This is a genomic window from Kribbella sp. NPDC003505, assembly GCF_040610875.1.
Lineage (GTDB): Bacteria > Actinomycetota > Actinomycetes > Propionibacteriales > Kribbellaceae > Kribbella.
In genome coordinates this window covers 459477-483387 of the sequence record NZ_JBEXNA010000004.1, presented here as the reverse complement: position 1 = coordinate 483387, position 23911 = coordinate 459477, and the positions used below count along the sequence as shown (strand labels likewise).

At 69.9% G+C, this 23911-nt stretch carries 25 protein-coding genes; 15 read left to right on the top strand and 10 right to left on the bottom strand.

The features are described from left to right. Window positions 1-99 precede the first annotated feature (99 nt). The 10 genes from ABZX12_RS16105 (at window position 100) to ABZX12_RS16060 (ending at window position 10805) form a co-directional block, all read left to right on the top strand. Window positions 100-2352 carry a hypothetical protein gene (locus ABZX12_RS16105; RefSeq protein WP_355693739.1) on the top strand — a complete coding sequence of 751 codons (2253 nt, stop codon included), beginning with the start codon at window positions 100-102 and terminating at the stop codon, window positions 2350-2352. Continuing rightward, window positions 2345-3991, top strand: coding sequence for a murein biosynthesis integral membrane protein MurJ (gene murJ, locus ABZX12_RS16100; protein ID WP_355693737.1), 1647 nt, complete (start codon window positions 2345-2347; stop codon window positions 3989-3991). The genes ABZX12_RS16105 and murJ overlap by 8 nt, the downstream gene beginning before the upstream one ends. A gap of 102 nt (window positions 3992-4093) precedes the next feature. Beyond that, window positions 4094-5761: a protein kinase family protein gene (locus tag ABZX12_RS16095; RefSeq protein ID WP_355693735.1), complete on the top strand. Its 1668-nt coding sequence runs from the start codon at window positions 4094-4096 to the stop codon at window positions 5759-5761. After that, window positions 5758-6486 carry an RNA polymerase sigma factor SigM gene (sigM, locus tag ABZX12_RS16090; protein WP_355693734.1) on the top strand — a complete coding sequence of 243 codons (729 nt, stop codon included), beginning with the start codon at window positions 5758-5760 and terminating at the stop codon, window positions 6484-6486. The genes ABZX12_RS16095 and sigM overlap by 4 nt, the downstream gene beginning before the upstream one ends. A gap of 124 nt (window positions 6487-6610) precedes the next feature. Next, a complete protein-coding gene (locus tag ABZX12_RS16085; protein WP_355693732.1) occupies window positions 6611-7372 on the top strand; it encodes a hypothetical protein in 762 nt (253 codons plus the stop codon). A gap of 118 nt (window positions 7373-7490) precedes the next feature. Then, window positions 7491-8480 (top strand): thioredoxin-disulfide reductase, encoded by a 990-nt coding sequence (gene trxB / locus ABZX12_RS16080; protein ID WP_355693730.1) that lies wholly within the window; start codon window positions 7491-7493, stop codon window positions 8478-8480. A gap of 47 nt (window positions 8481-8527) precedes the next feature. After that, window positions 8528-8845: a thioredoxin gene (trxA, locus tag ABZX12_RS16075; RefSeq protein ID WP_355475881.1), complete on the top strand. Its 318-nt coding sequence runs from the start codon at window positions 8528-8530 to the stop codon at window positions 8843-8845. 43 nt (window positions 8846-8888) lie between these two features. Beyond that, a complete protein-coding gene (locus ABZX12_RS16070) occupies window positions 8889-10013 on the top strand; it encodes an N-acetylmuramoyl-L-alanine amidase (protein ID WP_355693729.1) in 1125 nt (374 codons plus the stop codon). Window positions 10014-10098: 85 nt separating this feature from the next. Next, a complete protein-coding gene (locus ABZX12_RS16065) occupies window positions 10099-10353 on the top strand; it encodes a type II toxin-antitoxin system prevent-host-death family antitoxin (RefSeq protein WP_355693727.1) in 255 nt (84 codons plus the stop codon). Next, window positions 10350-10805 carry a type II toxin-antitoxin system VapC family toxin gene (locus ABZX12_RS16060; RefSeq protein ID WP_355693726.1) on the top strand — a complete coding sequence of 152 codons (456 nt, stop codon included), beginning with the start codon at window positions 10350-10352 and terminating at the stop codon, window positions 10803-10805. The genes ABZX12_RS16065 and ABZX12_RS16060 overlap by 4 nt, the downstream gene beginning before the upstream one ends. Here the strand turns inward: ABZX12_RS16060 and ABZX12_RS16055 are convergent. After that, window positions 10783-12912 carry an MMPL family transporter gene (locus ABZX12_RS16055; RefSeq protein ID WP_355693724.1) on the bottom strand — a complete coding sequence of 710 codons (2130 nt, stop codon included), beginning with the start codon at window positions 12910-12912 and terminating at the stop codon, window positions 10783-10785. The two genes, ABZX12_RS16060 and ABZX12_RS16055, sit on opposite strands and share 23 nt — an antisense overlap. Window positions 12913-12985: 73 nt before the next feature. On the opposite strand from ABZX12_RS16055, the gene ABZX12_RS16050 reads away from it, so the two are divergent. After that, entirely contained in the window at window positions 12986-13312 is a 327-nt protein-coding gene (locus ABZX12_RS16050; protein WP_355693722.1) for a helix-turn-helix transcriptional regulator, read from the top strand. On the opposite strand, the gene ABZX12_RS16045 is transcribed toward ABZX12_RS16050, so the two are convergent. From ABZX12_RS16045 to ABZX12_RS16030, 4 genes are read right to left on the bottom strand one after another with little or no spacing between them, the layout of a single operon-like run. After that, complete coding sequence (locus ABZX12_RS16045; protein WP_355693721.1) at window positions 13292-13930, bottom strand: permease prefix domain 1-containing protein; 639 nt, start codon at window positions 13928-13930, stop codon at window positions 13292-13294. The genes ABZX12_RS16050 and ABZX12_RS16045 overlap by 21 nt on opposite strands. 29 nt (window positions 13931-13959) lie before the next feature. After that, complete coding sequence (locus ABZX12_RS16040; protein WP_355693719.1) at window positions 13960-14352, bottom strand: DUF2784 domain-containing protein; 393 nt, start codon at window positions 14350-14352, stop codon at window positions 13960-13962. Between the two features lie 3 nt (window positions 14353-14355). Then, window positions 14356-15009, bottom strand: coding sequence for a GNAT family N-acetyltransferase (locus tag ABZX12_RS16035; protein WP_355693717.1), 654 nt, complete (start codon window positions 15007-15009; stop codon window positions 14356-14358). Window positions 15010-15056: 47 nt separating this feature from the next. Beyond that, on the bottom strand, window positions 15057-15257 hold the full coding sequence (locus tag ABZX12_RS16030) for a hypothetical protein (RefSeq protein ID WP_355693715.1): 201 nt from the start codon (window positions 15255-15257) through the stop codon (window positions 15057-15059). 195 nt (window positions 15258-15452) lie between these two features. On the opposite strand from ABZX12_RS16030, the gene ABZX12_RS16025 reads away from it, so the two are divergent. From ABZX12_RS16025 to ABZX12_RS16010, 4 genes are all read left to right on the top strand, one after another. Next, window positions 15453-16763, top strand: a complete 1311-nt coding sequence (locus tag ABZX12_RS16025) for a PLP-dependent aminotransferase family protein (protein ID WP_355693714.1) — start codon at window positions 15453-15455, stop codon at window positions 16761-16763. 143 nt (window positions 16764-16906) lie between these two features. Next, window positions 16907-17854 (top strand): D-alanine--D-alanine ligase, encoded by a 948-nt coding sequence (locus ABZX12_RS16020; RefSeq protein ID WP_355693712.1) that lies wholly within the window; start codon window positions 16907-16909, stop codon window positions 17852-17854. Between the two features lie 15 nt (window positions 17855-17869). Beyond that, window positions 17870-18694 (top strand): SURF1 family protein, encoded by an 825-nt coding sequence (locus ABZX12_RS16015; RefSeq protein ID WP_355693710.1) that lies wholly within the window; start codon window positions 17870-17872, stop codon window positions 18692-18694. Beyond that, a complete protein-coding gene (locus tag ABZX12_RS16010; protein WP_355693708.1) occupies window positions 18691-19047 on the top strand; it encodes a DUF3817 domain-containing protein in 357 nt (118 codons plus the stop codon). Before ABZX12_RS16015 ends, ABZX12_RS16010 begins: the two co-directional genes overlap by 4 nt. A gap of 183 nt (window positions 19048-19230) precedes the next feature. Here ABZX12_RS16010 and ABZX12_RS16005 read toward each other — a convergent pair whose 3' ends face one another. The 5 genes from ABZX12_RS16005 to ABZX12_RS15985 all read right to left on the bottom strand — a co-directional run bounded on the left by ABZX12_RS16005 (window position 19231) and on the right by ABZX12_RS15985 (window position 23862). Further along, window positions 19231-19977, bottom strand: coding sequence for a dihydrofolate reductase family protein (locus ABZX12_RS16005; protein WP_355694297.1), 747 nt, complete (start codon window positions 19975-19977; stop codon window positions 19231-19233). Window positions 19978-20082: 105 nt separating this feature from the next. Further along, on the bottom strand, window positions 20083-21057 hold the full coding sequence (locus ABZX12_RS16000) for a ParB/RepB/Spo0J family partition protein (protein ID WP_355693706.1): 975 nt from the start codon (window positions 21055-21057) through the stop codon (window positions 20083-20085). A gap of 159 nt (window positions 21058-21216) precedes the next feature. Beyond that, entirely contained in the window at window positions 21217-22152 is a 936-nt protein-coding gene (locus ABZX12_RS15995) for an AAA family ATPase (protein WP_355693704.1), read from the bottom strand. Between the two features lie 518 nt (window positions 22153-22670). Further along, complete coding sequence (rsmG, locus tag ABZX12_RS15990; protein ID WP_355693702.1) at window positions 22671-23342, bottom strand: 16S rRNA (guanine(527)-N(7))-methyltransferase RsmG; 672 nt, start codon at window positions 23340-23342, stop codon at window positions 22671-22673. 10 nt (window positions 23343-23352) lie between these two features. Then, entirely contained in the window at window positions 23353-23862 is a 510-nt protein-coding gene (locus ABZX12_RS15985) for a R3H domain-containing nucleic acid-binding protein (RefSeq protein ID WP_355694295.1), read from the bottom strand. Between the last annotated feature and the right edge of the window lie 49 nt (window positions 23863-23911).

Here is a 23911-nt window from a genome sequence, read left to right as displayed (position 1 = left end):
GGCTGACTGGTCGGCAAAGGGTGACACGGGGAACTAGGTTACGGTGACGGCGTGTTCAGACGGCGACTGAGGCTCTCCGCGGTAGCGGGAGCGTGCCTTTTGGTTGCTGCTTCGGCAGCGACTCTGGCCGCTCCGGCCGACGCCGCGCCCGCCGACGAGCCGGCCGTCCAGGTCACGATCGACTCGTTCGGCCCGGCCGCGCCGAAGGTCGGCGAGCAGGTCGTGATCAAGGGCCGGGTGACGAACACCAGCTCGGTGACGTTCGACGACCCGCAGGCCCTGGCCTGTATCGACCGGACCCGGCTGGCCAGCACCGCCGCCCTGGACGCGATCCCCACCGAGCAGAACGTCCCGATGAACGACCGGGACAGCTGCCGCAACCTGACCAACGACGAGCAGACCTTCCAGCCGTTCGAGCAAGCACTGGCGCCGAAGCAGACGGTCGAGTTCACCTTGACGGTGCCGTGGAAGGAATGGCGGATCAACGACCACACCGGCGTGTACGTCGTTGGCGTCACGTTCCGCGGGAAGCCGCCGAGCGGCGAGCGGGTGATGGCCGGCCGGGCCCGCACCCTGATGCCGGTGCTCGGCCGGGAGCCGCTGACCCGATCGGTCAACACCGCGCTCGTCGTACCGCTGCGGCACCGCCCGACCCAGCTCGGCGGCAAGAACTTCGCCAACGAGTCGCTGGCCCAGTCTCTGGCTCCGTCCGGATCGCTCGGCCGGCTGCTCGCGCTCGGCCGGCAGCACAAGGTGACCTGGCTGGTCGACCCGGCCATGCTCGACGAGATCCGGCAGATGACCACGGAGTACGTGGTGGTCGGCGAGAACGGGCAGACCACGCCCGGCACCGGCAAGGCGGTCGCGACCGCGTGGCTCAAGGAGTTCGAGGCCGGCCGGGCCCGCGGCAACCAGATCGTGCTGCTGCCGTACGGCGACCCGGACGTGCCCGGCCTCGTGGACTCCGGCGACCCGCTGAAGAAGCTGGTCGCCCAGGCCCGGACGAAGACCGAACGGTCCGGCGGCGAGCTGGCCCCCGGATTCACCAACGGCCTCTGGCTCGAAGGCGGCGGCGCCGCGAGCCGCTACCTGGCTGCCGCGGCCGGCGGGTTCCCGGGCTCCACGCCCGACGACCTGAACCTGGTCAGCAGCTCCTCGTGGTCTGCTGCCACCCGCCCGGTGCTGACCACCAGCCCCGTGTACAACGTCCTCACACCGGGCGGTACGCATCGCGCGGAGCGCACGGTGATCGCCGACTCGTCCCTCACGGCCGGCGGCCCCGACCCGGAGACCGCCGAGAGCCCGCTCCAGGTGCGGCAGCGGTTCGCGGCCGTCACCGCGCTGATCGCGGCCGCCGGCAAGAGCACCGCGTCGGTGGTCGTTGCGCCGCCGCGCGGCTGGGACAGTGATGGCGTCGCGACCGCCACGCTCGCGGGCAGCCTCTCACTGCCCTGGATCAAGGCCACCGACGTCGCCGGCGTGGTGGCGGCCAACCCGCGACCCCAGGAGACCAAGGCACCGGCCGCGCCGAAGACGAACGGCGTGCTCACCGAGTCCCACCTGCAGAGCGTCAAGGACCTCGACGAGGCCACCACGACGATGCAGGACCTGCTCGTCGACGGGACCGCGCTGCCCGAGGTGATGACGCAGGCGCTGCTGCGGTCCACGTCCTCCGGCTGGAACGGTCACCCGGACGAGGCGCGGCACTTCACCGCGATCGAGCTCGGCTCCGCCAACCAGCAGCTGGGCAAGGTGCATCTGGTGAACGCGAGCGTCGACCGCGGGCTGCGCAAGGAGATCAAGGTCAATCTGGCCGGGAGCAAGGGGACGTTCCCGCTGACGATCACCAACGAGACCGACTGGTCGGTCCGGGTCGGCATCGTGGTCACCTCGGTGAACCGGTCCGACCTGAAGATCAGGACGCCGCAGACCGTCGTGCTCGGTCCCGGTCAGAAGTGGACGCCGCGAATCAACGCGAGCGCGGAGCAGAACGGTCTGATCCGCGCGAACGCGCAGGTAACGAACGCGGCCGGCAAGCCGGTGGGCAAGTCCCAGGAGCTGCTGATCCAGGCCAGCCAGTACGGCAGCGTCGGTTGGATCCTGGTCGGCGCGGCCTGCGCCCTGCTGTTCGGTACGTCGTTCGTCCGCATCTACCGCCGGGTCCGCACCGAGCGCCGCACCACGGCCGCCGCGAGCACCACGGCCGGCACCTTGGCCGGCGCCGCCGACGCAGCGGAGACGACCGAGACGACCGACACCCCTGATCCCGCCCACGATCGCCCCGGGACGAACGGCGTCGCCGAAGCTCCGGACGCGTCCCTGAAAGAAGGAGTCGGTTCGAAGGATGGCTGACCGCACCCTGCGCTCCGCGGCGGTGATGGCAGCCGGAACGGTGCTGTCCCGCCTGCTCGGATTCGTCCGGATCGCCCTGCTCGCGGCCGCCATCGGCACCGCGCTGCGCGGCGACATCTTCACCGCCGCGAACACCATCCCGAACAGCCTGTACATCCTGCTCGCCGGCGGCGTGTTCAACACCGTCCTGGTCCCGCAGTTGGTGCGCGCGATCAAGAACCACGCCGACGGCGGCCAGGATTTCACCAACCGGTTGCTGACCTTCGGCTTCGTCGTGCTCGCGGTCGTCACGGTCGCCTGTGTGCTGGCGGCGCCGGCGATCGCCGAGTTGTACATGCCGGAGGAGCTGCACGACCCGTCCCGGGCGACCGAGAAGGCGAACATGATCATGTTCGTCCGGCTGTGCCTGCCGCAGATCTTCTTCTACGGCGCGTTCGTCCTGGTCGGGCAGGTGCTGAACGCGCGCCGCCGGTTCGGTCCGATGATGTGGGCGCCGATCGCGAACAACATCGTCGCGTGCGCCTCGATCGTGATCTTCCTGTTCGTCTACCGGGTCGGCGACAATCCCCCGACGTACAGCCACGGCGAGGAGCTGCTGCTCGGTCTCGGACACACGGTCGGCATCGCCGTCCAGCTCCTGGTGCTGCTGCCGTATCTGCGGGCCAGCGGGCACTTCTACCGGCCCAAGTTCGGCCTCCGCGGTACCGGTCTGGGACACACTGCCCGATTGGGCATCTGGACGGTGCTGTTCGTGGCGGTCAACCAGGTGACCCTGGTCGTCGTCACCCGGCTCGCGATCGCCGGTAGCGCCTCAGGCGACCCAGGCGCCAAGGCCGGTCTGTTCGCGTACAGCACCGCGATGCTGATCATCCTGGTCCCGCACGGCATCGTCACTGTGTCACTCGCCACCGCGGCCTTGCCGCAAATGTCCGCGCTCGCGGCCGACGGCGACACGGCCGAGGTGGCGCAGTTGTCCGCCCGGTCGATCCGGCAGACGCTGGCGATCGTCGTACCGGCGGCGGCCGCGATGATCGCGTTCGCGTACCCGATCGTGACGATCATCGCCGGCTACGGCTCGGGCAAGAACAACCTGACGCTGATGTCGTACACGCTGATGACACTGGCGCTCGGCATCGTGCCGTTCACCATTCAGTACTTCCAGCTCCGCACCTTCTACGCCTTCGAGGACACCCGGACGCCGTTCTTCCTGCAGTGCGCGATCGCTGCGGCCAACATCGCGGCGGCCGTGATCGGGGTCCGGGTGCTGCTCGACCAGGCGCACCTCCGGTTCAGCGGTGTCGTCCTCGGCGCGGCGTACGCCCTGGCGTACCTGGTCGCCGTACTGATCTCCCGCCCGGTGCTGCGCCGCAAGGTGCCGCGGGTCCCGGGCGCCGGGATCGGGCTGCCGCTGCTCGCGATGGTGATCGCCGCGGTGGCCGGCGCCGGCGCGGGACGGGTCGTGCTCTGGGTGCTCGGTCTGGCGATCGACTGGTCCGGCCCGCTCGGCGCGATCCTCGAGCTGGCGATCGCGGCGGTCGTGATGCTGCCGGTGTACGCCGCGGTGGCCCGGGTACTCCGTATCCACGAAGTGAACGACGTGGTGTCCATGGTCACATCGAAGCTGCCGATCCGGCGCTGATCCGGACCGCTTGTGCGTTAGTGCACCACCTGTCCGGTCAGCGGGGCACTACGATGGGCCCTGCGATCAGGCCGCTGGGCATCAAGGAGGGCGAGAGACACCGTGTCGAACCAGACCGTGAGTCCTGGTGCCCTCCTGGCCGGGCGGTACCGGATCGCCGAGCTGCTCGCGGAGATCGACGGCGCCCGAGTCTGGCGTGCCGTCGACGAGGTGCTCAGCCGCGCGGTCGTCGTCGACGTCCTGCCGGTCGGTGACCCGCGGACCAACCTGCTCTTCGACGCCGCCCGCCGGGCCGCCGCGGCGAACGACCCGCGGTTCCTGCGGGTGCTCGACTGCGACATGCACGACGGCGTGACGTACTGCGTGCGCGAGTGGGCCGGCGGCCGGTCGCTGGAGCGGATGCTCAGCAGCGGCCCGCTCACCGGGCAGCAGGCCGGGTGGCTGGCCCGCGAGGTGTCCGAGGCCCTCGAGAACCTGCACCGCACCGGCTACGCGCACGGCGCGATCAGCCCGGCCACCGTCGTCGTCACCGACGCGGGCGCGATCAAGGTCATCGGCGTCTCCACCGAGGCGGCGCTGCGGTCGTCCGGCGCCGGTTCACCGGAGGAGGACGTCCACTCGCTCGGCGAGCTGCTCTACGCCTCGCTGACCGGCCGCTGGCCGGGCCCGGCTCCCGCCTGGGGCCTCCAGCCCGCGCCGGTCGAGCACGGCCGGCTGCTGAGCCCGCGCCAGGTGCGCGCCGGCGTGCCGCGCTCGCTGGACGACATCAGCGACCGCCTGCTCGGTGACCCGCCGCGGCACCACGCGCCGCCGATCACCAGCGCGGCCGGCCTGTCCGCGGCGCTGTCCGGTGTCGTCGGCAGCTCGCACGAGCCGCCGAACCAGATGGACGAGACGGTCCAGGTCGCCCGTCAGAACGGCAGCATCGACGACGCCACCCAGGTGGTGCCGCAGCCCCCGCCGCCCGCGCTCGACCCGACACCGCAGCCGTCGTACGACGCCGAGCAGAACGGGTACGGCGCGCCGCAACCGGCGTACAACCCGGCGGCCGAGACGCGTCCGGTGCGCCGCCAGCCACCCCCGCCGTCGAACGGGAACGGCCGGCGCCGCCACGACGAGCCGAAGCCGAAGGGCTCGTGGGGCGGCCGAATCCTGATCCTGCTCGCGATCCTCGCGTTGCTGTCGGTGGTCGCGATGGCCCAGTTCCTGCTCAAGGGCGCGATGAACAACGACCAGGGCAGCGGTGACGGCGGCGGGACCAAGAGCAGTGCCCCGCCGCAGACCAGCACCACTCCGTCGTCGACCGGCGGCGTGGCGAAGATCGTCGGCGCCAAGGACTTCGACCCGGAGCCGGCCGGCAACGGCAACGAGCACTCCGAGGACGTGAAGAACACCTACGACGGCAAGGCGTCCACGACCTGGACGACGATGTCGTACAGCCGGGCGAACCTCGGCGGCCAGAAGCCCGGCGTCGGTATCTACTACGACCTCGGCTCGCCCACCAGCGTGTCGAAGGTCCAGGTCGCGCTGCAGGGCGACGGCACCAGCGTCCAACTGCTCGTGCCGAAGAGCGCCGACGGCGCGGCGCCGAGCACGGTCGACGGCTGGAAGCCGGTCGCCGACCAGGAGGACCAGCCGGAGGGTACGGTGACCCTTACCCCCTCGGCACCGACCGAGACGCAGTACGTGCTCGTCTGGCTGACGAAGCTGCCGAAGGAAGACGGCGGCAAGTACCGGGGCACGATCTCGGAGGTCACGATCCAGAAATGACCGCTCACGTGGACTCGGGCAACCCGCCGCCCCGGCCGGACGTCCCGCGCATCGGCGCGGGCGATCCGGCGGCGCAGGGCGCGGTGCAGCCTGCCGCGGCCGGCGGTCCGGTGAGCTACGACCAACTGGACGACCACGAGCTGCTCCGGATGCACGTGGCCGGCAACCCGGACTCGTTCGGGTTCCTGGTCAAGCGGCACCGGGACCGGATGTGGGCGGTCGCGATCCGCACCCTCGGCGAGCCCGAGGAGGCGGCGGACGCGCTGCAGGAGGCGTTCATCTCGGCGTTCCGGCGGGCGGACTCGTTCCGCGGGGACGCGAAGGTGACCACCTGGCTGCACCGGATCGTGGTGAACGCCTGTCTGGACCGGATCCGCCGCCGTCAGGTGCGCGCCGCCGACCCGCTGCCCGAGGACGAGGACCGCGCCGCCGAGCTGGCCGGGCCGGCCGAGGACGATCCGGCCGAGGTGCGGGAGCGCCGGCTGGACGTGCTGAACGCACTGAAGCAGATCAACGAGGACCAGCGCGCCGCGCTGGTCCTGGTCGACATGGAGGGCTACTCGATCGAGGAGGCGGCCGCGATCCTCGACTGCGCCCCCGGCACGGTCAAGTCGCGCTGCGCCCGCGGTCGCGCCAAGCTGCTCCCGCTGCTGCGTCATTGGCAGACGACCCGGGAGTCCGACGTACCGGACAAGTCCGCCGCGGAAGCGGTGGGAACCGAATGACCGGGTCCCCCGTCGAAGCGAAGTCGCCTGCCTCTGGCGACCGGACGACCGACGCCTTTGACGGAGTTCTTCCTATGACCCTGTGGCTACGGCTGCGCACCTCCCGTGAGGAGGCGAGCCCCCGATGACCGACCCCGGTCTACCGACCAGTGAGCACCTCGAGCACCTGGACACGGACACGATCGCCGACCTGATCGAGAACCTGCTGCCCGCGACCGAGGCGCACCGCGCTCGTGAGCATGTGAAGGCCTGCCCCGAGTGCCAGCAGACGTACGACGCCCTCCTGGAGCTGACCAGGGACCTGGCCGAGGAGGGGCGCGCCGACATTCCGATGCCGACCGACGTCGCCGAGCACCTGGACGCGGTGATCGTGTCCGAGTCGGTGCTGCGCGCGTCCACGGTCGGCGTGCACTCGCTGGCGCAGATCCGCGAGGAGCCGCGCCGGCACCTGCCGAAGCTGCTCGGCGCCGCGGCGGGCGTGGTGCTGATCGCCGCGCTCGGCGTCGGTGTGGTGTTCGCCACCAAGGACCAGGCGAACGACGGCGCCGCCTCCGCGGACCCGAACACTCCGCCGGCCGACACCGTCGCGGTCAGCTCGAAGGACATCGGTCCGTCGACGAAGCGCTGGCTCGACCACACCCCGAGCGCGATCCTGCACGGATCGGCCGACGAGCAGTCGTGCGCACGGTCGTTCGCGGCCTCCCGCCCGAATTCGGACGTCCGGCTCGTCCAGCCCGCCAAGGTGGACGGCAAGCGGGCCACGATCATCGGCCTGCAGGGGGCACAGCCGAGCCAGATCCAGGTGTTCGCGGTCGCCGGATGTAGCGTCCCGGGCGGCTCGCCCAGCTCGTTCTACGAGACCACGGTGACGCTGCGCAACCGCTGAGTCCACGACCGCCCGTCGATGCGGTGCCCCGGCCCCGCGATGGGTACCGTGGGAATGGTCGGCCTCTAGGATCCGTTGAGTACGACGTCACTGTCTCGACGACACGAGGAACGCCTGCATGAGCGACTCCACCACAGTTCGCAACGTCATCATCGTCGGCTCCGGCCCGGCCGGTTACACCGCCGCCGTGTACGCCGCGCGCGCGGCGCTGGAGCCGCTGGTCTTCGAGGGTTCCGTCACCGCCGGCGGCGCGCTGATGAACACCACCGAGGTGGAGAACTTCCCCGGTTTCTCGCAGGGCATCATGGGCCCGGCGCTGATGGACGAGATGCGCACGCAGGCCGAGCGGTTCGGCGCCGAGCTGGTGCCGGACGACGTGATCAAGGTCGACCTGACCGGCGACGTCAAGGTGGTCACCGACTCGGCAGGCACCGAGCACCGCGCCAAGGCCGTCATCCTGGCGATGGGTTCGGGCTACCGCAAGCTGGGGCTGGCCGACGAGGACCGGATGTCCGGTCACGGCGTGTCCTGGTGTGCGACCTGTGACGGCTTCTTCTTCCGCGACCACGAGATCGCGGTTGTCGGCGGCGGCGACTCCGCCGTCGAGGAGGCCACCTTCCTGACCAAGTTCGCGAAGAAGGTGCACCTGGTGCACCGCCGCGACGAGCTGCGCGCCTCGAAGATCATGGCCGACCGGGCGTACGCCAACGACAAGATCCAGTTCCACTGGAACTCGGCCGTCGACACGATCCACGGCGAGGACAAGCTCACGCACCTGACGCTGAAGGACACCGTGACCGGCGAGACCCGGGAGCTGCCGGCCACCGGCCTGTTCATCGCGATCGGCCACGACCCGCGGTCGGAGCTGGTGAAGGGCCAGGTCGACCTGGACGCGGAGGGCTACGTGCTGGTCAAGCCGAACAGCACCGAGACCAACCTGCCGGGCGTGTTCGCGGCCGGCGACCTGGTGGACCACACCTACCGGCAGGCGATCACCGCCGCCGGCACCGGCTGTGCGGCCGCCCTGGACGCCGAGCGCTTCCTGGCCACTCTCGAGGACGCGGCCACCGCGGCCGCCGCCGCGGCCACCCAGCCCGTCTCTGTCTGACCTGAACCTCACACCTCACTGAAGGAGATACGCCCGTGGGCGAGAAGATGAACGCTGTCACCGACGCCGAGTTCGACCAGACGGTGCTGAAGAGCGACAAGCCGGTTCTGGTCGACTTCTGGGCCGAGTGGTGTGGCCCGTGCCGCCAGGTATCCCCCATCCTGGAAGAGCTGAACCAGGACCACGGCGACAAGATCACGTTCCTGAAGATGAACGTCGACGAGAACCCGGTCACCCCGAGCAACTACCGCGTCACCGGTATCCCTACCATCAACGTCTACGTCAACGGTGAGCTGGCCAAGTCCATCGTCGGCGCCAAGCCGAAGGCGGCGCTGCTCAAGGAGCTGGCCGACTTCACTGGCTGAGAAGCAGGACAACCCCGTCCGCCACGGTAAGAGGAGCCAGTTGATGGAAGCCCCCCACGGCGTGTACAGGATCGGCGACAGCGGCGAGGCGGTCGCCGAGATCGTCGGCAAGCTGCAGCGGCTCGGGCTGCTGACCGGCGGTCACGACGTCTACGACGAAGCGACCGCGCACGCCGTCCGGGGCTTCCAGCAGCAACGCGGGCTGATGATCGACGGTGTCGTCGGCCCGCAGACCTACCGGGCGATCGACGACGCGCGCTGGCGGCTGGGCGACCGGCTGCTGACGTACGTGCCGTCGCACCCGTTGAGCGGTGACGACGTCCTGAGCCTGCAGGCCAAGCTGCAGGAGCTCGGGTTCGCGGTCGCCCGGATCGACGGGATCTTCGCGGCGGACACCCAGCGTGCGGTGACCGAGTTCCAGCGCAACATGGGCCTGCCGGCGGACGGCACCTGCGGTCCGTCGACGTTCAAGGCGCTCGAGCGCATCCGCCCGATGGCGACCGGCGGCCGCCCGGACGCGCTGCGCGCCCGCGAGGCCGTCCGCGCCGCCGGACCGCGACTGTCCGGCAAGACCGTGGTGATCGACCCGGGCCACGGCGGCTTCGACTACGGCTGGGAGGGCTTCGGCCTGCGCGAGTCCGACATCGCGTACGACCTGGCCGCCCGGATCGAGGGTCGTCTCGGCGCCACCGGCGTCCGGGCGTACCTGTCCCGCGGCCGCGACCAGGGGCCGGACGAGCTGGCCCGGGCCGCGTTCGCGAACGAGACGGACGCGAACCTCTGCGTCTCGCTGCACACCGACGGCTCGATGAACCCGCAGGCGCAGGGCGTAGCGACGTACTACTACGGCAACGACCTGCACGGCGCCTCGTCGAGCGTGGGCGAGCAGTTCGCCGGCCTGGTGCAGCGCGAGATCGTCGCCCGGACCGACCTGCTGAACTGCCGGACGCATGCCAAGACCTGGGACCTGCTGCGGCGGACCAAGATGCCCGCGGTGCGGCTCGAGATCGGCTACGTGACGAACCCGCACGACTCTGCGCGGCTGGCCGACCCGGCGTTCCGCGACGTGATCGCCGAGGCGATCGTAGTGGCGATCCAGCGGGTGTACCTCCCGCCGGAGCAGGACGCCGCCACCGGGATGCTCCGCTTCGGGCAACTCACCGTCTGACCACAGTTCGGCGATCGTCGAGTGTATGCCGGAAGAAAGTGGCTACAATGCTCCTGGGGTAAGTAGCCACCTAAGGGAGAGCAGCATGGACGTCGGCATTCGGGAGCTGCGCGACAACCTCAGTCGCCACCTGGCCGAGGTCCGCTCCGGACGCACGGTGACAGTGACAGACCATGGGCAACCGGTCGCCCGCATTGTGCCCGTCGGGCAACCGACGCGACTGGAGCGACTTCGCGCCGAAGGGCGCGTGCAGCCCGCCCGTCAGAAGAAGCACCCCGCGCCCGACCCGATTCATGCCGAGGGCCTGGTCGGCGAGCTCATCGACGAGCAGCGCCGGTGATCGGCTATCTCGACACATCGGCTTTCGTACCGCTGCTGGTCAGCGAGCCGAGCAGTGCGGCTTGTCGGCGATTCTGGGATGACGCGGACGCCGTGGTGTCGAGTCGACTGCTCTATATGGAGACCGCGGCCGCACTCGCACAGGCACATCGCATGGCGCACCTCGACGACCACGCATACTCGTCGTGTCGCCGACTGCTGGACCAATTCTGGCCGCAACTCGAGATCACCGAGCTTGACGAGGCATTGATCCAGCGCGCGGCAGAACTCGCGGACCTTCTCGCGCTGCGCGGGTACGACGCCGTCCACTGCGCTTCCGCCGAACAGCTGGAGGACGCCGATCTCGTCGTCGCGTCCGGCGACAAGCGCCTCCTCGAGGCATGGAAGTCTTTGGGGCTGGCCACCTTCGACACCAATACGCCCGACGGCGCTACGAGTGATCCTCGAGCTTGATCCTCGGGAGGATCCGGTCGAGCCCGCTCGGCAGCCACCAGGCGCGGTTGCCGAGCAGGCGCAGGACCGCGGGGACGATGACGCAGCGGATCAGCACGGCGTCGAGCAGCACCGCGGTGGCCAGGCCGAGACCGAACTGCTTGAGCATCCGGTCCGGGCTGAGCAGGAAGGCGCCGAACACCACGATCATGATCGCGGCCGCCGCGGTGATCACGCTGCCTGTCGTCGCCAGCCCCTCGCGGACCGCCACCCGGGCGTCGCCGGTCCGCCGCCACTCCTCGTGGATCCGGGAGACCAGGAACACCTCGTAGTCCATCGACAGGCCGAACACGATCGCGAAGATCATCACCGGTACGAACGCCTCGATCGGCCCGGCCTGCGCACCGAACCAGCCTTGCTGGAACACCAGGGTGATGGCACCCAGCGAGGCGCCGATGCTCAGCAGGTTGAGGACGGCGGCCTTCAGCGGGATCAGCACCGACCGGAACACCGCCATCAGCAGCAGCGCCGACAACCCGACGACGACCAGCACGAAGATCGGCAGCCGCTTGCTCACCGCCGCCGCGAAGTCGTCCGCGGCCGCCGTCGACCCGCCGATCAGGTACGTCGCTCCGGTCCGCCCCTCCAGCGCCGGCAACGTGTCGTCCCGCAACCGCTCGACGAGGTCGCTCGTCGCCGCGTCCTGCGGAGCCGACTTCGGGAACGCCAGCACGGTCGCGATCTTGCCGTCCGGCGTCAGTTGCGGCGGTGTCACCGCGGCGACCCCTGGATCGGCGGCCAAGGTCTGGCCCAGCGCCTGCGCCGCGGCCGAGTCGCCCTGCGAGACCACGACGAGCGGGCCGTTGAAACCGGGTCCGAATCCGTCCGCCAGCAGGTCGTACGCCTTCCGGCTGGTCTTGGCCGGATCGTCCGTGCCCGCATCCGCGAACCCGAGCCGCATGCCGAGCGCGGGCAGCGACAGCGCCACCAACGCGACGATGCCGAGCACCAACGGCACCCACGGCCCGCGCTGTACCACTCCGGCCAGCCGTCGCCACCCGTCGCCCGGCGTACGCCGCTGCTTCGCGGCATGCTTGCGCACGCTCCGCTCGATCCGCTTCCCGAACAGTGTCAGCAACGACGGCAGCAAGGTCACCGCCGCGAGCATCGTCATCAGGACGGTCAACGTGACACCGAGTGCGACACCCTGCAGTGAGCCGAGCCCCAGCGCCAGCAGGCCGAGCAACGCGATCACCACCGTGCACCCGGCGAACATCACCGAACGGCCTGCAGTGTCCAGGGCGACGGCCTTCGGGTCGGCCGTGCCCTTCAACAGCTCGTGCCGATAGCGCGAGAAGATCAGCAACGCGTAGTCGATGCCGACGCCGAGCCCGACCAGCATCATCACCGGCGTCGTGTACTCCGGCACGGTGAAGAAATGCGACGCGAGCATCAGCAACGCGACCGTGCTGCCGACCGCGAACACGGCGGTCAGCAGCGGAAGCGTTGCCGCCAGCAACGACCCGAACAGGAACACGAGGATCACCAGCGCGGCCAGGATGCCCGCGCCCTCGGACGCGCCGCCCGAACTCTCGGCGGCGTTCCGGGCCAGATCGCCGCCGGCCTCGACCTGGAATCCCGGCCGGGCGAAGTCCTGTGCGCGGTGGATGATCGTCCGGACGTCCGCCACCGGCATGTCCGCGGCGGCGACGTCCAGCCCGACCGTGGCGTACGCCGTACGTCGATCTGTCGACAGTGCGCCCGGCGCCGTGAACGGATCGGTGACCGAGGCGACGTGCGGCAGGTCGCGCACCGTGGCCAGCATCGACGCGACCCTGGACTTCTCCGCCGCGAGACCGCCCTCGGCCCGGAACACGAGCTGCACGCTCGCGGTGTCGCCCTGGGGCTGGTGCGCCGCGAAGATGTCCGTCACCCGCTGGGAGTCGGTGCCCGGCAGGGAGTTGTCGTTCTTGAAGTTCGCGCCGACCACGGTCGACGCGGCGGTGACCGCGGCCAGCGCGAGCACCCAGAGCACGAGTGCCAGGCCGGCGTGCCGCATCGCCCATCCGGAAACCCGGTGCAGCACACCGGGCCGGGTCGCTGGTCGGATCGGGGTGTCCACACTCATCGCAGGTCCCTAATAAGTAGATCGGCTACATGTCGCCTCTCGACATTAACAGACACATGAGTAGACTGGCTACATGAAGGCGGATGCGCTGCGTGGACACCTCGACCCGATGATCCTGGCGGTCGTCGAGCACGAACCGCTGCACGGCTACGCGATCATGGAGGCGTTGCTGGAGCGCAGCGGCGGCGAGCTCGACCTGCCGACCGGCACGCTCTACCCGGCGCTGCGTCGCCTGGAGCGGGCCGGCTACCTGGCCAGCGAGTGGAGCACGGTCGGCGGCCGCAAACGTCGGACCTACCAGCTCACCGGTGCGGGTGCGAAGATGCTTGCCGCCGGCAAGCAGGAGTGGGTGACCTTCCGGGCGGTGGTGGAAGGGGTGCTACGCCCGGGCGAGGCGTAGGCCGCGCGTGGCCTGCTGGGCGACCAGGAGCAGCGGCAGCACGACGAAGCCGCAGACCACGCCGAGGTCGAGCAGGCCGTTCTGATGCGGGCTGGTCAGCGCCATCAGCAGGCTGATCGCGCCGATCGCCGCCGCGTTCGCGAGCGCGAAGACCGTGGTGACGCCGGCCAGGTGGTCCCGGACCAGCGGATACCGCAAGCCGATGCCAGCGGCAACGACTGCGAGGACGGCGCCGGCGATGGCGATCGTGCCGACGTCGCGGACCAGCGCCTGCAGCAGGTCGTTCAGCGGGTTGGGATCGTCCGGTCCGCTGTTCCAGCTCCAGACGCCTTCCCGCCACACGATGGGCTGGATGATCAGCGCCGCGAACAGCAGCACCGCCGTACGCCGGCTCTGACTGACGGCGAGATCCGCGCGGTACCCCGGCGCGACCTCGTCGAGCGATCCGAAGTCGGCGACCGCGTGCTGCTCGGCGTCGTACCTGTCCATCCCATCCGCCTCGAAGGCCTCGGCGGCGTCGGTGAGGTGATCGCGCGCCTCAGCCAGCAGGTCCGCCTTGCGGCGCCGGGGGCCCCAAAGCTCCTTGCTCAGGGCCGCGAGGTAGTCGTCGATGGGCACCTCTCCAGTATGCGGAGCGCGTCCCTGGCTCACGTCCGGGGTCCCACTGACTCACCCCTGAGCTTGGCGCGGCGGCGCCGCCGAATGACGAAGAAGCCGATGTAGCTGATCACGACGAGCGCGAAGCCGACCTTCTCCGCGATCGGCGTCGCCCCCTCCGGCCAGATGTGCCCGTCGAGGTAGTGGTTGATGTAGCCGCTCTCGTAGGGGACCTCGCCGCCCCGGCGGCGGAAGTACTTCTCCACGCCGGTGAACGGGCAGTCGTAGTCCACGATCACGATGGCGAAACTCCAGACCACGATCGCGAGATGCGCCCAGATCAGCCTCGGCCACTTCCAGGCCAGGAAGCCGCCGAACACGAAGAACAGCAGGAAGGCGGCGTGCAGGACGAACATCACGTCGCCGAGCACACGCCACATCATCGGCTACTCCGAACCCGACCGCAGCGCGTCGCGAACCGTCACCGGCGCCGCCGGCGACTGCTCCGGACGGATGGCGCCCATCAGACGCTCGACGGCGGCCTCCATCTCACTGCGCCAGGTGATCGCCGAGCGCAGGTCCAGCCGCAGGCGGGGATTGCGCGGGTGCTCGCGCACCACCCCGAACCCGACCGCACGCAGGAAGTCGGTCGGCCATACGCAGCCCGGCCCGTCCCAGCGCGAGTCGCCGAACGCCTCGACCGCGCGGAAACCTCGCTTCAGTACGTCCTTGGCGACCGCCTGGACGAGGATCTTGCCGAGCCCGAGTCCCAGGTACCGCGGCAGGATCCGGCCGGTCGCGAGGACGACCGCGTCCGGGCTGACAGGTGCCGTCGGGAACGCCTGGATCCGGGGCAGGTACGTCGCCGGGGCGTACACCGCGAAGCCGGCCGGCTCGTCGTCGACGTACAGCACGATGCCGGCGGTCCCCCAGTCCAGCAGCACCTGGGACAGCCAGGCCTCCTTCTCCAGCCCGGTGGCGCCGTTGCGGTCGGCCTGCCGCGCCGCCACCGGATCGAGCTCCCAGAACACGCAGTCACGGCACGGGACCGGTAACTCGCCGAGGTTGGCGAGCGTCAGCGGTTCCAGCCGTCGGGCCATCAGTGCATCCGTTCAGCGCTACGTGCTGTTGGCTTCGTCACCATCCGTCAGCGGGTGACCGGTTCGGACGCCGGTTCGGGGACCGGGGCCGGGGTCCGCGCGTCCGGCGTGCGGGTCGCCTCCGGGGCGACGTACCGCTGTTGCACCCTCGCGGCCGGTTGCCGCCGGAACAGCTCGCCGGCGAACCCGGCCAGTACGCCCAGCGCCAGGCCGCCGAGCGCCCATCCGGCTGTCCTGCCCACGCTCATCCCTGATTCCGCCTTCCGGTTCCACCTCTCAGGCCGCACCGCGCCCGCCGGCTGTCTCAGCAGCCAGATTCCGGCATGGTCGAACCTGCCCCTATAAGGCATGGTAGTGAGAGGTCACGCCGATCCCCAGTCCCGACCTGGGTCTGTCGACGTAACCTGGTGACTTCCCCCTCGATCACCGTTGGAGTGGCCCTCGTGAGTGCTGACGTGCCCGATGTCCGGCAGACCCGTCTCGACAACTACGTCGAGGCGTACGCAGCCCGGACGAAGGGCATGACCGCATCGGAGATCCGGGCGCTGTTCTCGGTCGCCAGCCGCCCCGAGGTGGTCTCGCTCGCGGGCGGTATGCCGAACATCGGCGGCCTGCCGCTCGACGTGGTCGGCGGCGCGGTCCGCGACCTGGTGATCGAGAGCGGCGCCACCGCGATGCAGTACGGCTCCGGCCAGGGTGACCCCGCGCTGCGCGACCAGATCTGCGACATCATGCGGCTGGAGGGCATCGAGGCGCATCCCGACGACGTCGTCGTCACGGTCGGCAGCCAGCAGGCCGTCGACCTGGTGACCCGGGTCTTCTGCGATCCGGGCGACGTGGTGATCTGCGAGGCGCCGTCGTACGTCGGCGCGCTCGGCGTGTTCCGCGCGTACCAGTGCGAGGTCGTCCATGTCGCGATGGACGACGACGGCGTGCTGCCGGAGGCGCTGGAGCAGGCGATCGCGTCGGTCCGGGCGGCCGGCAAGCGGATCAAGTTCTTCTACACGATCCCGAACTTCCACAACCCCGCCGGGGTCTCGCTGTCCGACGAGCGGCGGGCGCGGGTGCTGGAGATCTGCCAGCGGGCCCAGCTGCTGATCCTCGAGGACAACCCGTACGGACTGCTCGGATTCGAAGGTGAGCCGCAGCAGGCGTTGCGCGCCGCGGACCGGGAAGGGGTCATCTACCTCGGCTCCTTCTCGAAGACGTTCGCCCCCGGCTTCCGGGTCGGCTGGGCGGTCGCGCCGCACGCCGTCCGCGAGAAACTCGTGCTGGCACAGGAGTCCGCGACCCTGTGCCCGCCGACCTTCAGCCAGCTGGCCATCTCGTCGTACCTGGTCCGGCACGACTGGATGGGGCAGGTGAAGCAGTTCCGGGAGATGTACCGCGAGCGCCGGGACGCGATGCTCGCGGCGCTGGCCGAAAAGATGCCAGCGGCAACCACCTGGACGCGGCCGCGGGGCGGGTTCTACGTCTGGCTGACGTTGCCGGACGGGCTGGACGCGAAGGCGATGCTGCCCCGGGCGGTCACCGCACGCGTCGCCTACGTGCCCGGAACGGCCTTCTTCTCCGACGGTTTCGGCTCCCAGTGCATGCGGCTGTCGTACTGTCATCCGACACCGGAGCGGATCACCGAGGGAGTCGGCCGGCTCGCCGCGGTGATCCACGAGGAGCTCGAGCTCCGCCAGACGTTCGGCCCGCTGCCACCCGGCGCCGGCCGCGAGTACGACGCTCCGGGTCCGGAGCTTTCGTAGTTTTTCGTGGCTCTGCTTCGCAAAGGTTGCGCAAGGGAGCTGCGGGCGGCCGGGGGTGCGGGAACCGGTAGGGGTACCGTTCGAGTGGGCCTCGGGACCGGCGGCCGTGCCGGAGTCGCCCACGAGTGATCGGGATATTTGTGATGAGTGATCTGGGTCGGGTGCTGGTACTGGCAGGTGGGCTGTCGCACGAGCGGGACGTCTCGCTGCGATCCGGCCGCCGAGTGGCGGACGCGCTGCGCAGTGTCGGCGTCGAGGTCGAACAGCGCGACGTCGACGCCTCGCTGGTCGACCGGCTGCGCGACGATCCCCCGGACGCGGTCTTCCCTGTCCTGCACGGCGTCACCGGCGAGGACGGCGCCCTCCGCCAGGTCCTCGACCTGTACGGCGTTCCGTACGTCGGGGCCGACGCGGCCGCGTGCCGCACGGCGTTCGACAAGCCGGTTGCCGCGACGGTCGTCGGCGCCGCCGGACTGCACACGCCTGCCTCGGTCGTGCTCGGGCACGACACGTTCCGCGAGCTCGGCGCCGCGGCGCTGATGGAGGCAGTGATCCAGCAGGTCGGGCTGCCGCTCGTCGTGAAGCCGGCCCGGGGCGGTTCGGCGCTGGGGGCTTCGATCGTGCGCTCGGTCGACGAGCTGCCGTCGGCGATGGTGAACTGCTACGCCTACGGTCCGGTCGCGTTGATCGAGCAGTATGTCGACGGGACCGAGGTGGCCGTCACGGTCGTCGACACCGGCGACGGGCCGCGGGCGCTGCCTGCGGTCGAGATCCGACCGGATTCGGGGTTCTACGACTACGAGGCCCGGTACACCGCAGGCGCGACGCAGTTCGTCGTACCTGCTCGGTTGGAGCCCGAGGCCGCAGGTGCGTGTGCCGCGGCCGCCGTCCAGGCGCACCAGGCGCTGGGACTGCGCGATCTGTCCAGGACCGACCTCGTGGTCGACGCGGCCGGCGTGCCGTGGTTCCTCGAGGTGAACGTGGCACCGGGGATGACCGAGACGTCGCTGGTCCCGCTGGCCGCCGAGGCGGCCGGGATCGAGCTCGGCGTTCTCTGCCGCGATCTGCTTGCCACCGCAGCAGCCCGCTGAGCGCCGGACGTAGCAATGCCAGACCCCCGCTCTTCGGAGCCCGCTCGGCCGCTGTGGCGGACCGTGCTGACGCCGCAGTGGTCCGGTCTCCTGGTGCTCGCTTTGGCGCTCGCTGGTGTCATGACCGCCATGGGTGTGTGGCAATTGAGCGTGTACCAGTCGAAGACGGCGGACGCGACCGCTCAGCGCGCTGCCGCTCCGCCGGTCGCCCTGCAGTCACTCTTCTCCATCGACGAGGGCCTGCCGTCGAAGGCCGTCGGTCGGCGCGTCACCATCGAGGGCACCTGGGGGCCGGCCGCTGATCAGGTGTTCATCGCGGATCGCGCCCAGGACGGCAAGAACGGCTTCTGGGTGGTTTCGCCCCTCATGCTCCCCGGCTCCGGCGCTGTGATGGTCGTCCGCGGCTGGGTGCCTGTCGTGACCGACGCGGCCGCGCAGGCGCCTGCCGGTCCGGTGCGGTTGACCGGCTCGGTGGTGGCCTCCGAGGCCGAGGACTCGTCGGCCGACGCCGCCAAGGGTCGAGTGCTGTCGTCGCTGCGGATCCCGACGATCGTGCACCTGGTGAAGTACCGGGTGTACGACGCGTTCGTCGTACAGACCGCTGTCGACGCGGGCACCGCACCGTCACCGGCGCCGGCTGCTGTCGTGCCGCCCCCACCGCCGACGGATCACGCCGGCCTGCGAAACGTGGCGTACGCCGTGCAGTGGTGGATCTTCGCGGCGTTCACGCTGTGGATGTGGGCCCGGATGGTGCTGGATGCGCACCGCACGCCGCCGGAGTCCGGGACGGGCGACCAGGCCGGGGAGCCTGTGGAGTCAAGCGGTACCGTTTCAGCGTGACTTCCTCTGCCGACCCTGCCACTTCCGCCGCCGGCCCGCAGCCGCTCACCCCGGCCGTCCGCGGTGCCCTGATGCGCTACCGCGTGATCGCGTACGTGGTCGGCGTGATGCTGCTTCTGCTGCTGTTCGTGGCGATGCCGCTGAAGTACCTGGCCGACGACCCCGGCGCGATGAACGTGATCGGCCCGCTGCACGGCTTCCTGTACGTCGTGTACCTCCTCGGCACGTTCGACCTGTTCCGCCGGGTCCGCTGGTCTTTCCCCCGGCTGGTCCTGATGGCGGTCGCCGGCACCATCCCGTTCCTCTCGTTCTATGCCGAGCGGAAGACGTCGCACGAGCTTCTCGGTCGCTAGTCGTCGATGTTTCACATGAAACATTCGCGGGAGGCGGCGACATGGATTTGTCGACATGTCTCTGTGGTGATGAATCTCGACAGTTCGCGCCGTTAACTAGCTCTGTCAGCGCGATCCTAAGCCGCCTCGCCGGACTTACATCCGTGTGATTTCTGGGCTCGACGCCGCAGGATAGCGGCCATTTCAGGTCCGCAGGACAGCGTAATGGAGCCGAACGCTGCCGCCGGCATCCGCTCGCATCGAGAGCAACTGCAGCCGGGTCGGAGCCTCGCCGATCGCGAGCGGAGCGCCGTCCATGATCGACGGCGTGCCCAGCCCACCGACCAGAGCGGGCGCCACGGTCAGGTGCAGCTCGTCGATCAGATCCGCTCGCAACAGCGTGCCGTTCAACCCGCCGCCTGCCATCGACAACACGCAACTGATGCCCAGCTCGGCTCCCATCGCGGCGATCGCCTGCGCCAGGTCGACCCGCTCCTCGCCGGCGACTAGATAGCAGATGCGCTCCCGCCGGAGGTACGCCAGATAGTCCGCCGGCGTCGATCGCGCCACCAGAACCAGCACATCCCAGCCTTCGTGCTTCTCGGTCCACCGCACCCGTCCGCGACTGTCGACCACCGTGAACCACATGTGCGGAGGCGACGGCTGTCCGATCACGTCGGCCGGGAGGAAGTGGCGGTAGAGCCCGGCCGGATCACCGTCGTACGTCGGCAGCCCGCCGGGCGTCTCGTCCTCGGTGACCAGGCTGCCGCTCCCCTCCAGAACGGCGTTACAGCCGTACTGCTGCCTGACCAGTTCGACGACGTCGATCGCGACCGAGTCCGGCGCCGGTGGAGTCATCGCCTCCCACAGCCGCGAGCTGGGCTCACGCATCAAGAGGGCATCCCGGGCGAGCGCGACCTTCCCGTCGGCACTTGCTCCTACGCTGACCACAACGCGCGGTCGGTTCTGCACCTGGGCCTCCTGGGGCTCGAGAGACCCCTAGAAATACCAACGCCCACCGACAATTTCGGCGGGCGTCGATGCGACCGGTCGGCGTCAGGCCTCGGTGGCCTTGTTCGGGTCCATCAGCGTGACGATGCGCTCGAGGTCGTCCAGGGAGGCGAACTCGACGGTGATCTTGCCCTTGGTCTTTCCGAGGTCGACCTTCACCCGCGTCTCGAAGCGGTCCGACAGCCGATCGGCGAGGTCGACCAGCCGCGGTGCGACCGGCTTGTTCCGACGGCGCGGCGCGGCCGTGTCGTCGCCGTGCATGTCCCCGAGCGCGACGATCTCCTCGACCGTCCGCACCGAGAGCCCTTCGGCGACGATCCGCTGCGCGAGCCGCTCGATCGCGTCACCGCTGGGCAGACCGAGCAGCGCCCGCGCGTGGCCGGCCGACAGCACTCCTGCCGCGACGCGGCGCTGAACGGATGCCGGCAGCTTCAGCAGCCGCAGCGTGTTGGAGATCTGCGGCCGCGACCGCCCGATCCGCGTCGCGAGAACCTCCTGCGTGCAGCCGAAGTCGTCGAGCATCTGCTGGTACGCCGCCGCCTCTTCCAGCGGGTTCAGCTGGCTGCGGTGCAGGTTCTCCAGCAGGGCGTCCCGGAGCATCGCGTCGTCCGACGTCTCCCGCACGATCGCCGGGATCGTCGTCAGGCCGGCGGCCTGCGTCGCGCGCCAGCGACGCTCCCCCATGACGAGTTCGTACGTGTCGTCCTCCAGCCGGCGGACGACAATCGGTTGCAGCAGCCCGATCTCCTTGACCGAGTGGACGAGCTCCTCCATCGCGTCCTCGTCGAAGACCGTCCGCGGCTGCTTCGGGTTCGGCGTGATCTTGTCGACCTCGATCTCCGCGAACGACGCCCCCGGCACCGCGGCCAACTCCGGCTCCTGCGCACTCTGCGGCGCGGTCGGCGTCGCGACCGGCGGTGCCCCCGGGATCGAGTTCGACTTGCTGCCGAGGGTGGTGGTGCCAGGCGCCGGCGAGCTGGGGATCAGTGCGCCAAGTCCGCGTCCGAGTCGGGTGTTCATCGCGCTCCCTCGAGTTCGACTGCCTGCTGAGCTACTGCTGCTGACCTAATCACAACGCTGACCGACGACCGCGGCCGTCACTGCAGCCTGCGTGTCCCGTTTCACGTGAAACGAGCCGGTCCGTTCCACGTGAAACACTGCCACGCCGCTGCGCCTGGCTCAGGCGTTGTTCCGCATCGCGATCTCGCGCGACGCCTCCAGGTACGAGAGCGCACCGGCCGACGCCGGGTCGTACGCGAGCACGGTCTGCCCGTGGCTCGGGGCCTCCGAGATCCGCACCGACCGCGGCACGGCCGTGCGCAGGACGGCGTCCTTGAAGTGGCCGCGGACCTCGGCCGCGACCTCGCCGGCCAGCTTCGTCCGGGCGTCGTACATGGTCAGCAGGATCGTCGACACGTCCAGCGACGGGTTGAGGTGCGACTTCACCATGTCGATGTGCCGCAGCAGCTGCGACAGACCTTCGAGTGCGTAGTACTCGCTCTGGATCGGGACCAGGACCTCGCGGGCGGCGGTCAGGGCGTTCACCGTCAGCAGGCCGAGCGACGGCGGGCAGTCGATGAAGACGTAGTCGTACTTCTCCCCCGCGGTCTCGGTCTCGGTCAGGTAGGCCTCGAGCACACTCTTCAGCCGGCTCTCCCGGGCCACCAGGCTGACGAGTTCGATCTCGGCGCCGGCCAGGTCGATGGTCGCCGGGATCACCTGGATGCCGGGGTGTTCGGCGCACGGCTGGATCAGCTTGCTCAGCGGCTCGCCTTCGATGATCGCCTCGTACACACCCGGCGTACCTTCGGCGTGGTCGATACCGAGGGCCGTCGACGCGTTGCCCTGTGGGTCGAGGTCGATGACGAGGATCTTCGCGCCGTAGAGGGCGAGGCCGGCCGCGACGTTCACCGTCGTCGTGGTCTTGCCCACGCCACCCTTCTGGTTGGCGACGACGAAGACTCGGGTCTCGGCAGGCAGCGGGAACTCGCGGCCCATCGTGCGTCCTTCATTCACCAGCAGGGTCCGTTCGGTGGCGGCGGCGATCGGAGTCTCCAGGAGTCGTCGCTGAAGCTCGTCCGACGTGGCCCGCGCGGCGATCTGTGCGGCAGTCATAGCGCCCATTCCAATAGGTGCGGGACTTGGCCCGAAGAGGATGTCTGTAGGGGTCGGGGCGGGTCTGCCCCCAGCTCCGTCCACAGGCTTCTGTGGACGAATTCCCGTGTGCGGGGGCAGTTTCATGCGGTGGTCATCCACAGGCGGTGGAGACTCCGAGAGGTCCGGCTCGACGTCCACCAGTGACGCCGAATCGGGCCCGGGACCATCATCCCGCATCTCAGGCGTTCCACGTGAAACAGACACCTGGTCGTCGGCCGCCGGACCGCCGAGACCGGCCGCGGCAGCGGCCTGGAGTCGCGAGGTGTCGATCGGCGGCGCGAGGTACGGCTGCTCGGCCGCCGAACTCGAGGAGGTCTGGACAGGGGGTGCCGGCGCGGCCGACGAGTTGGGAGCGGGTTCCTGAGTCACCACACGGACGGCGGAGTCCGGTTCGGTCGGCCAGCCGATCCCCTGGGACGCCCCTGGCTCACCGGTGCTCTTCTCGGGCCATCCGAGGGCACGACTCACCAACCCGCTCACCTCCCGTGTCTTGCGTGCCGGGATCCCCCTGCAGCACGTCCGGCCACAATACTCACCACAGTCGTGGGGTTGGCCAGTTCATCGCCGCCAAGTTCGTGAATATGACAAACCTCTGCGCCGAGCTTCATCAACTCGCGTTCTGAGGCGTCCAGTTCCTCCTCTGCGGACGCCCCTTTCATGGCCAGCATCAGTCCGCCCTCGACACAGAGCGGCAGACACCAGCGGGCCAGCTTCCCGAGCGGAGCGACCGCCCGCGAGGTGACGACGTCGTACGAGGCCTGCGGCAGATCCTCGGCCCGTGCCCTGACGACCGTGGCGTTGGTGAGCTCCAGGGAGTCGACCGCCTCCTGGAGGAAGGTCGTGCGCCGGAGCAAGGGCTCGACGAGATCCACCTGAAGGTCGGGGCGGACGATCGCGAGCACGATGCCGGGCAGGCCGGCGCCGGTGCCTACGTCGGCCACCGACGCGCCCTCCGGGATCAGCCGCTCGACCACGGCGCAGTTCAGCAGGTGGCGGTCCCACAGCCGCGGAACCTCCCGCGGCCCGATCAGGCCGCGCAGCGTGCCCTCGGTCGCCAGCAACTCGGCGTACGCCGAAAGCCGGACCGCCGCCCGTGGAAACAGCTTGTCCACGAGCGGCGGTGTTTCACGTGAAACGTGTTCGGTCATCGGTGCGCTGTCATGGCTGAACCACCACGCGGCGGCGGGGCTCCTCGCCCTCGGACTCCGAGGTCAGGCCGGCGGCCGCGACGACGTCGTGCACGACCTTGCGCTCGAACGGCGTCATCGGGTCCAGCCGCACCGGGGTACCGGTCGCCTTCGCCTCCTCGACAGCCTTGCGGCCGACCTCCTCGAGCTCCGCCTTGCGGTTCGCCCGGTAGTTCGACACGTCGAGCATCAACCGCGACCGCTCACCGGTCTCCCGGTACACCGCGAGCCGGGTCAGCTCCTGGAGCGCCTCCAGGACCTTGCCGTTCTCACCGACGAGATTGTTCAGCTCGGCGCCGACGATCGAGACCGCGGCCCGGTCCCCGTCGATGTCCATGTCGATGTCGCCGTCGAGATCGGCGATGTCGAGCAGTTCCTCGAGGTAGTCCGCCGCGATATCGCTCTCGGCCTCGAGGGCCTTCAGGCGGTCCTCGGCGGAGTTCGTGCCGGCGGACTGCTCCGCCGTGTCGGTGTTCTGCATGCCGTCGGTCACGGCCACTCCTTCACAGTGTCGGGATCCGCCTCACGGG

Excerpts from the sequence above, each read along its gene's own strand:
- rsmG (WP_355693702.1), bottom strand. The coding sequence starts at position 23,342 with ATGACCGAACACGTTTCACGTGAAACACCGCCGCTCGTGGACAAGCTG.
- ABZX12_RS16020 (WP_355693712.1), top strand. The coding sequence starts at position 16,907 with ATGAGTGATCTGGGTCGGGTGCTGGTACTGGCAGGTGGGCTGTCGCAC.
- ABZX12_RS15995 (WP_355693704.1), bottom strand. The coding sequence starts at position 22,152 with ATGACTGCCGCACAGATCGCCGCGCGGGCCACGTCGGACGAGCTTCAG.
- trxA (WP_355475881.1), top strand. The coding sequence starts at position 8,528 with ATGAACGCTGTCACCGACGCCGAGTTCGACCAGACGGTGCTGAAGAGC.
- ABZX12_RS16055 (WP_355693724.1), bottom strand. The coding sequence starts at position 12,912 with ATGAGTGTGGACACCCCGATCCGACCAGCGACCCGGCCCGGTGTGCTG.
- ABZX12_RS16035 (WP_355693717.1), bottom strand. The coding sequence starts at position 15,009 with ATGGCCCGACGGCTGGAACCGCTGACGCTCGCCAACCTCGGCGAGTTA.
- ABZX12_RS16050 (WP_355693722.1), top strand. The coding sequence starts at position 12,986 with ATGAAGGCGGATGCGCTGCGTGGACACCTCGACCCGATGATCCTGGCG.
- ABZX12_RS16000 (WP_355693706.1), bottom strand. The coding sequence starts at position 21,057 with ATGAACACCCGACTCGGACGCGGACTTGGCGCACTGATCCCCAGCTCG.
- trxB (WP_355693730.1), top strand. The coding sequence starts at position 7,491 with ATGAGCGACTCCACCACAGTTCGCAACGTCATCATCGTCGGCTCCGGC.
- ABZX12_RS16040 (WP_355693719.1), bottom strand. The coding sequence starts at position 14,352 with ATGATGTGGCGTGTGCTCGGCGACGTGATGTTCGTCCTGCACGCCGCC.
- ABZX12_RS16030 (WP_355693715.1), bottom strand. The coding sequence starts at position 15,257 with ATGAGCGTGGGCAGGACAGCCGGATGGGCGCTCGGCGGCCTGGCGCTG.
- ABZX12_RS16070 (WP_355693729.1), top strand. The coding sequence starts at position 8,889 with ATGGAAGCCCCCCACGGCGTGTACAGGATCGGCGACAGCGGCGAGGCG.
- ABZX12_RS15985 (WP_355694295.1), bottom strand. The coding sequence starts at position 23,862 with ATGCAGAACACCGACACGGCGGAGCAGTCCGCCGGCACGAACTCCGCC.
- ABZX12_RS16015 (WP_355693710.1), top strand. The coding sequence starts at position 17,870 with ATGCCAGACCCCCGCTCTTCGGAGCCCGCTCGGCCGCTGTGGCGGACC.
- ABZX12_RS16085 (WP_355693732.1), top strand. The coding sequence starts at position 6,611 with ATGACCGACCCCGGTCTACCGACCAGTGAGCACCTCGAGCACCTGGAC.
- murJ (WP_355693737.1), top strand. The coding sequence starts at position 2,345 with ATGGCTGACCGCACCCTGCGCTCCGCGGCGGTGATGGCAGCCGGAACG.
- sigM (WP_355693734.1), top strand. The coding sequence starts at position 5,758 with ATGACCGCTCACGTGGACTCGGGCAACCCGCCGCCCCGGCCGGACGTC.
- ABZX12_RS16065 (WP_355693727.1), top strand. The coding sequence starts at position 10,099 with ATGGACGTCGGCATTCGGGAGCTGCGCGACAACCTCAGTCGCCACCTG.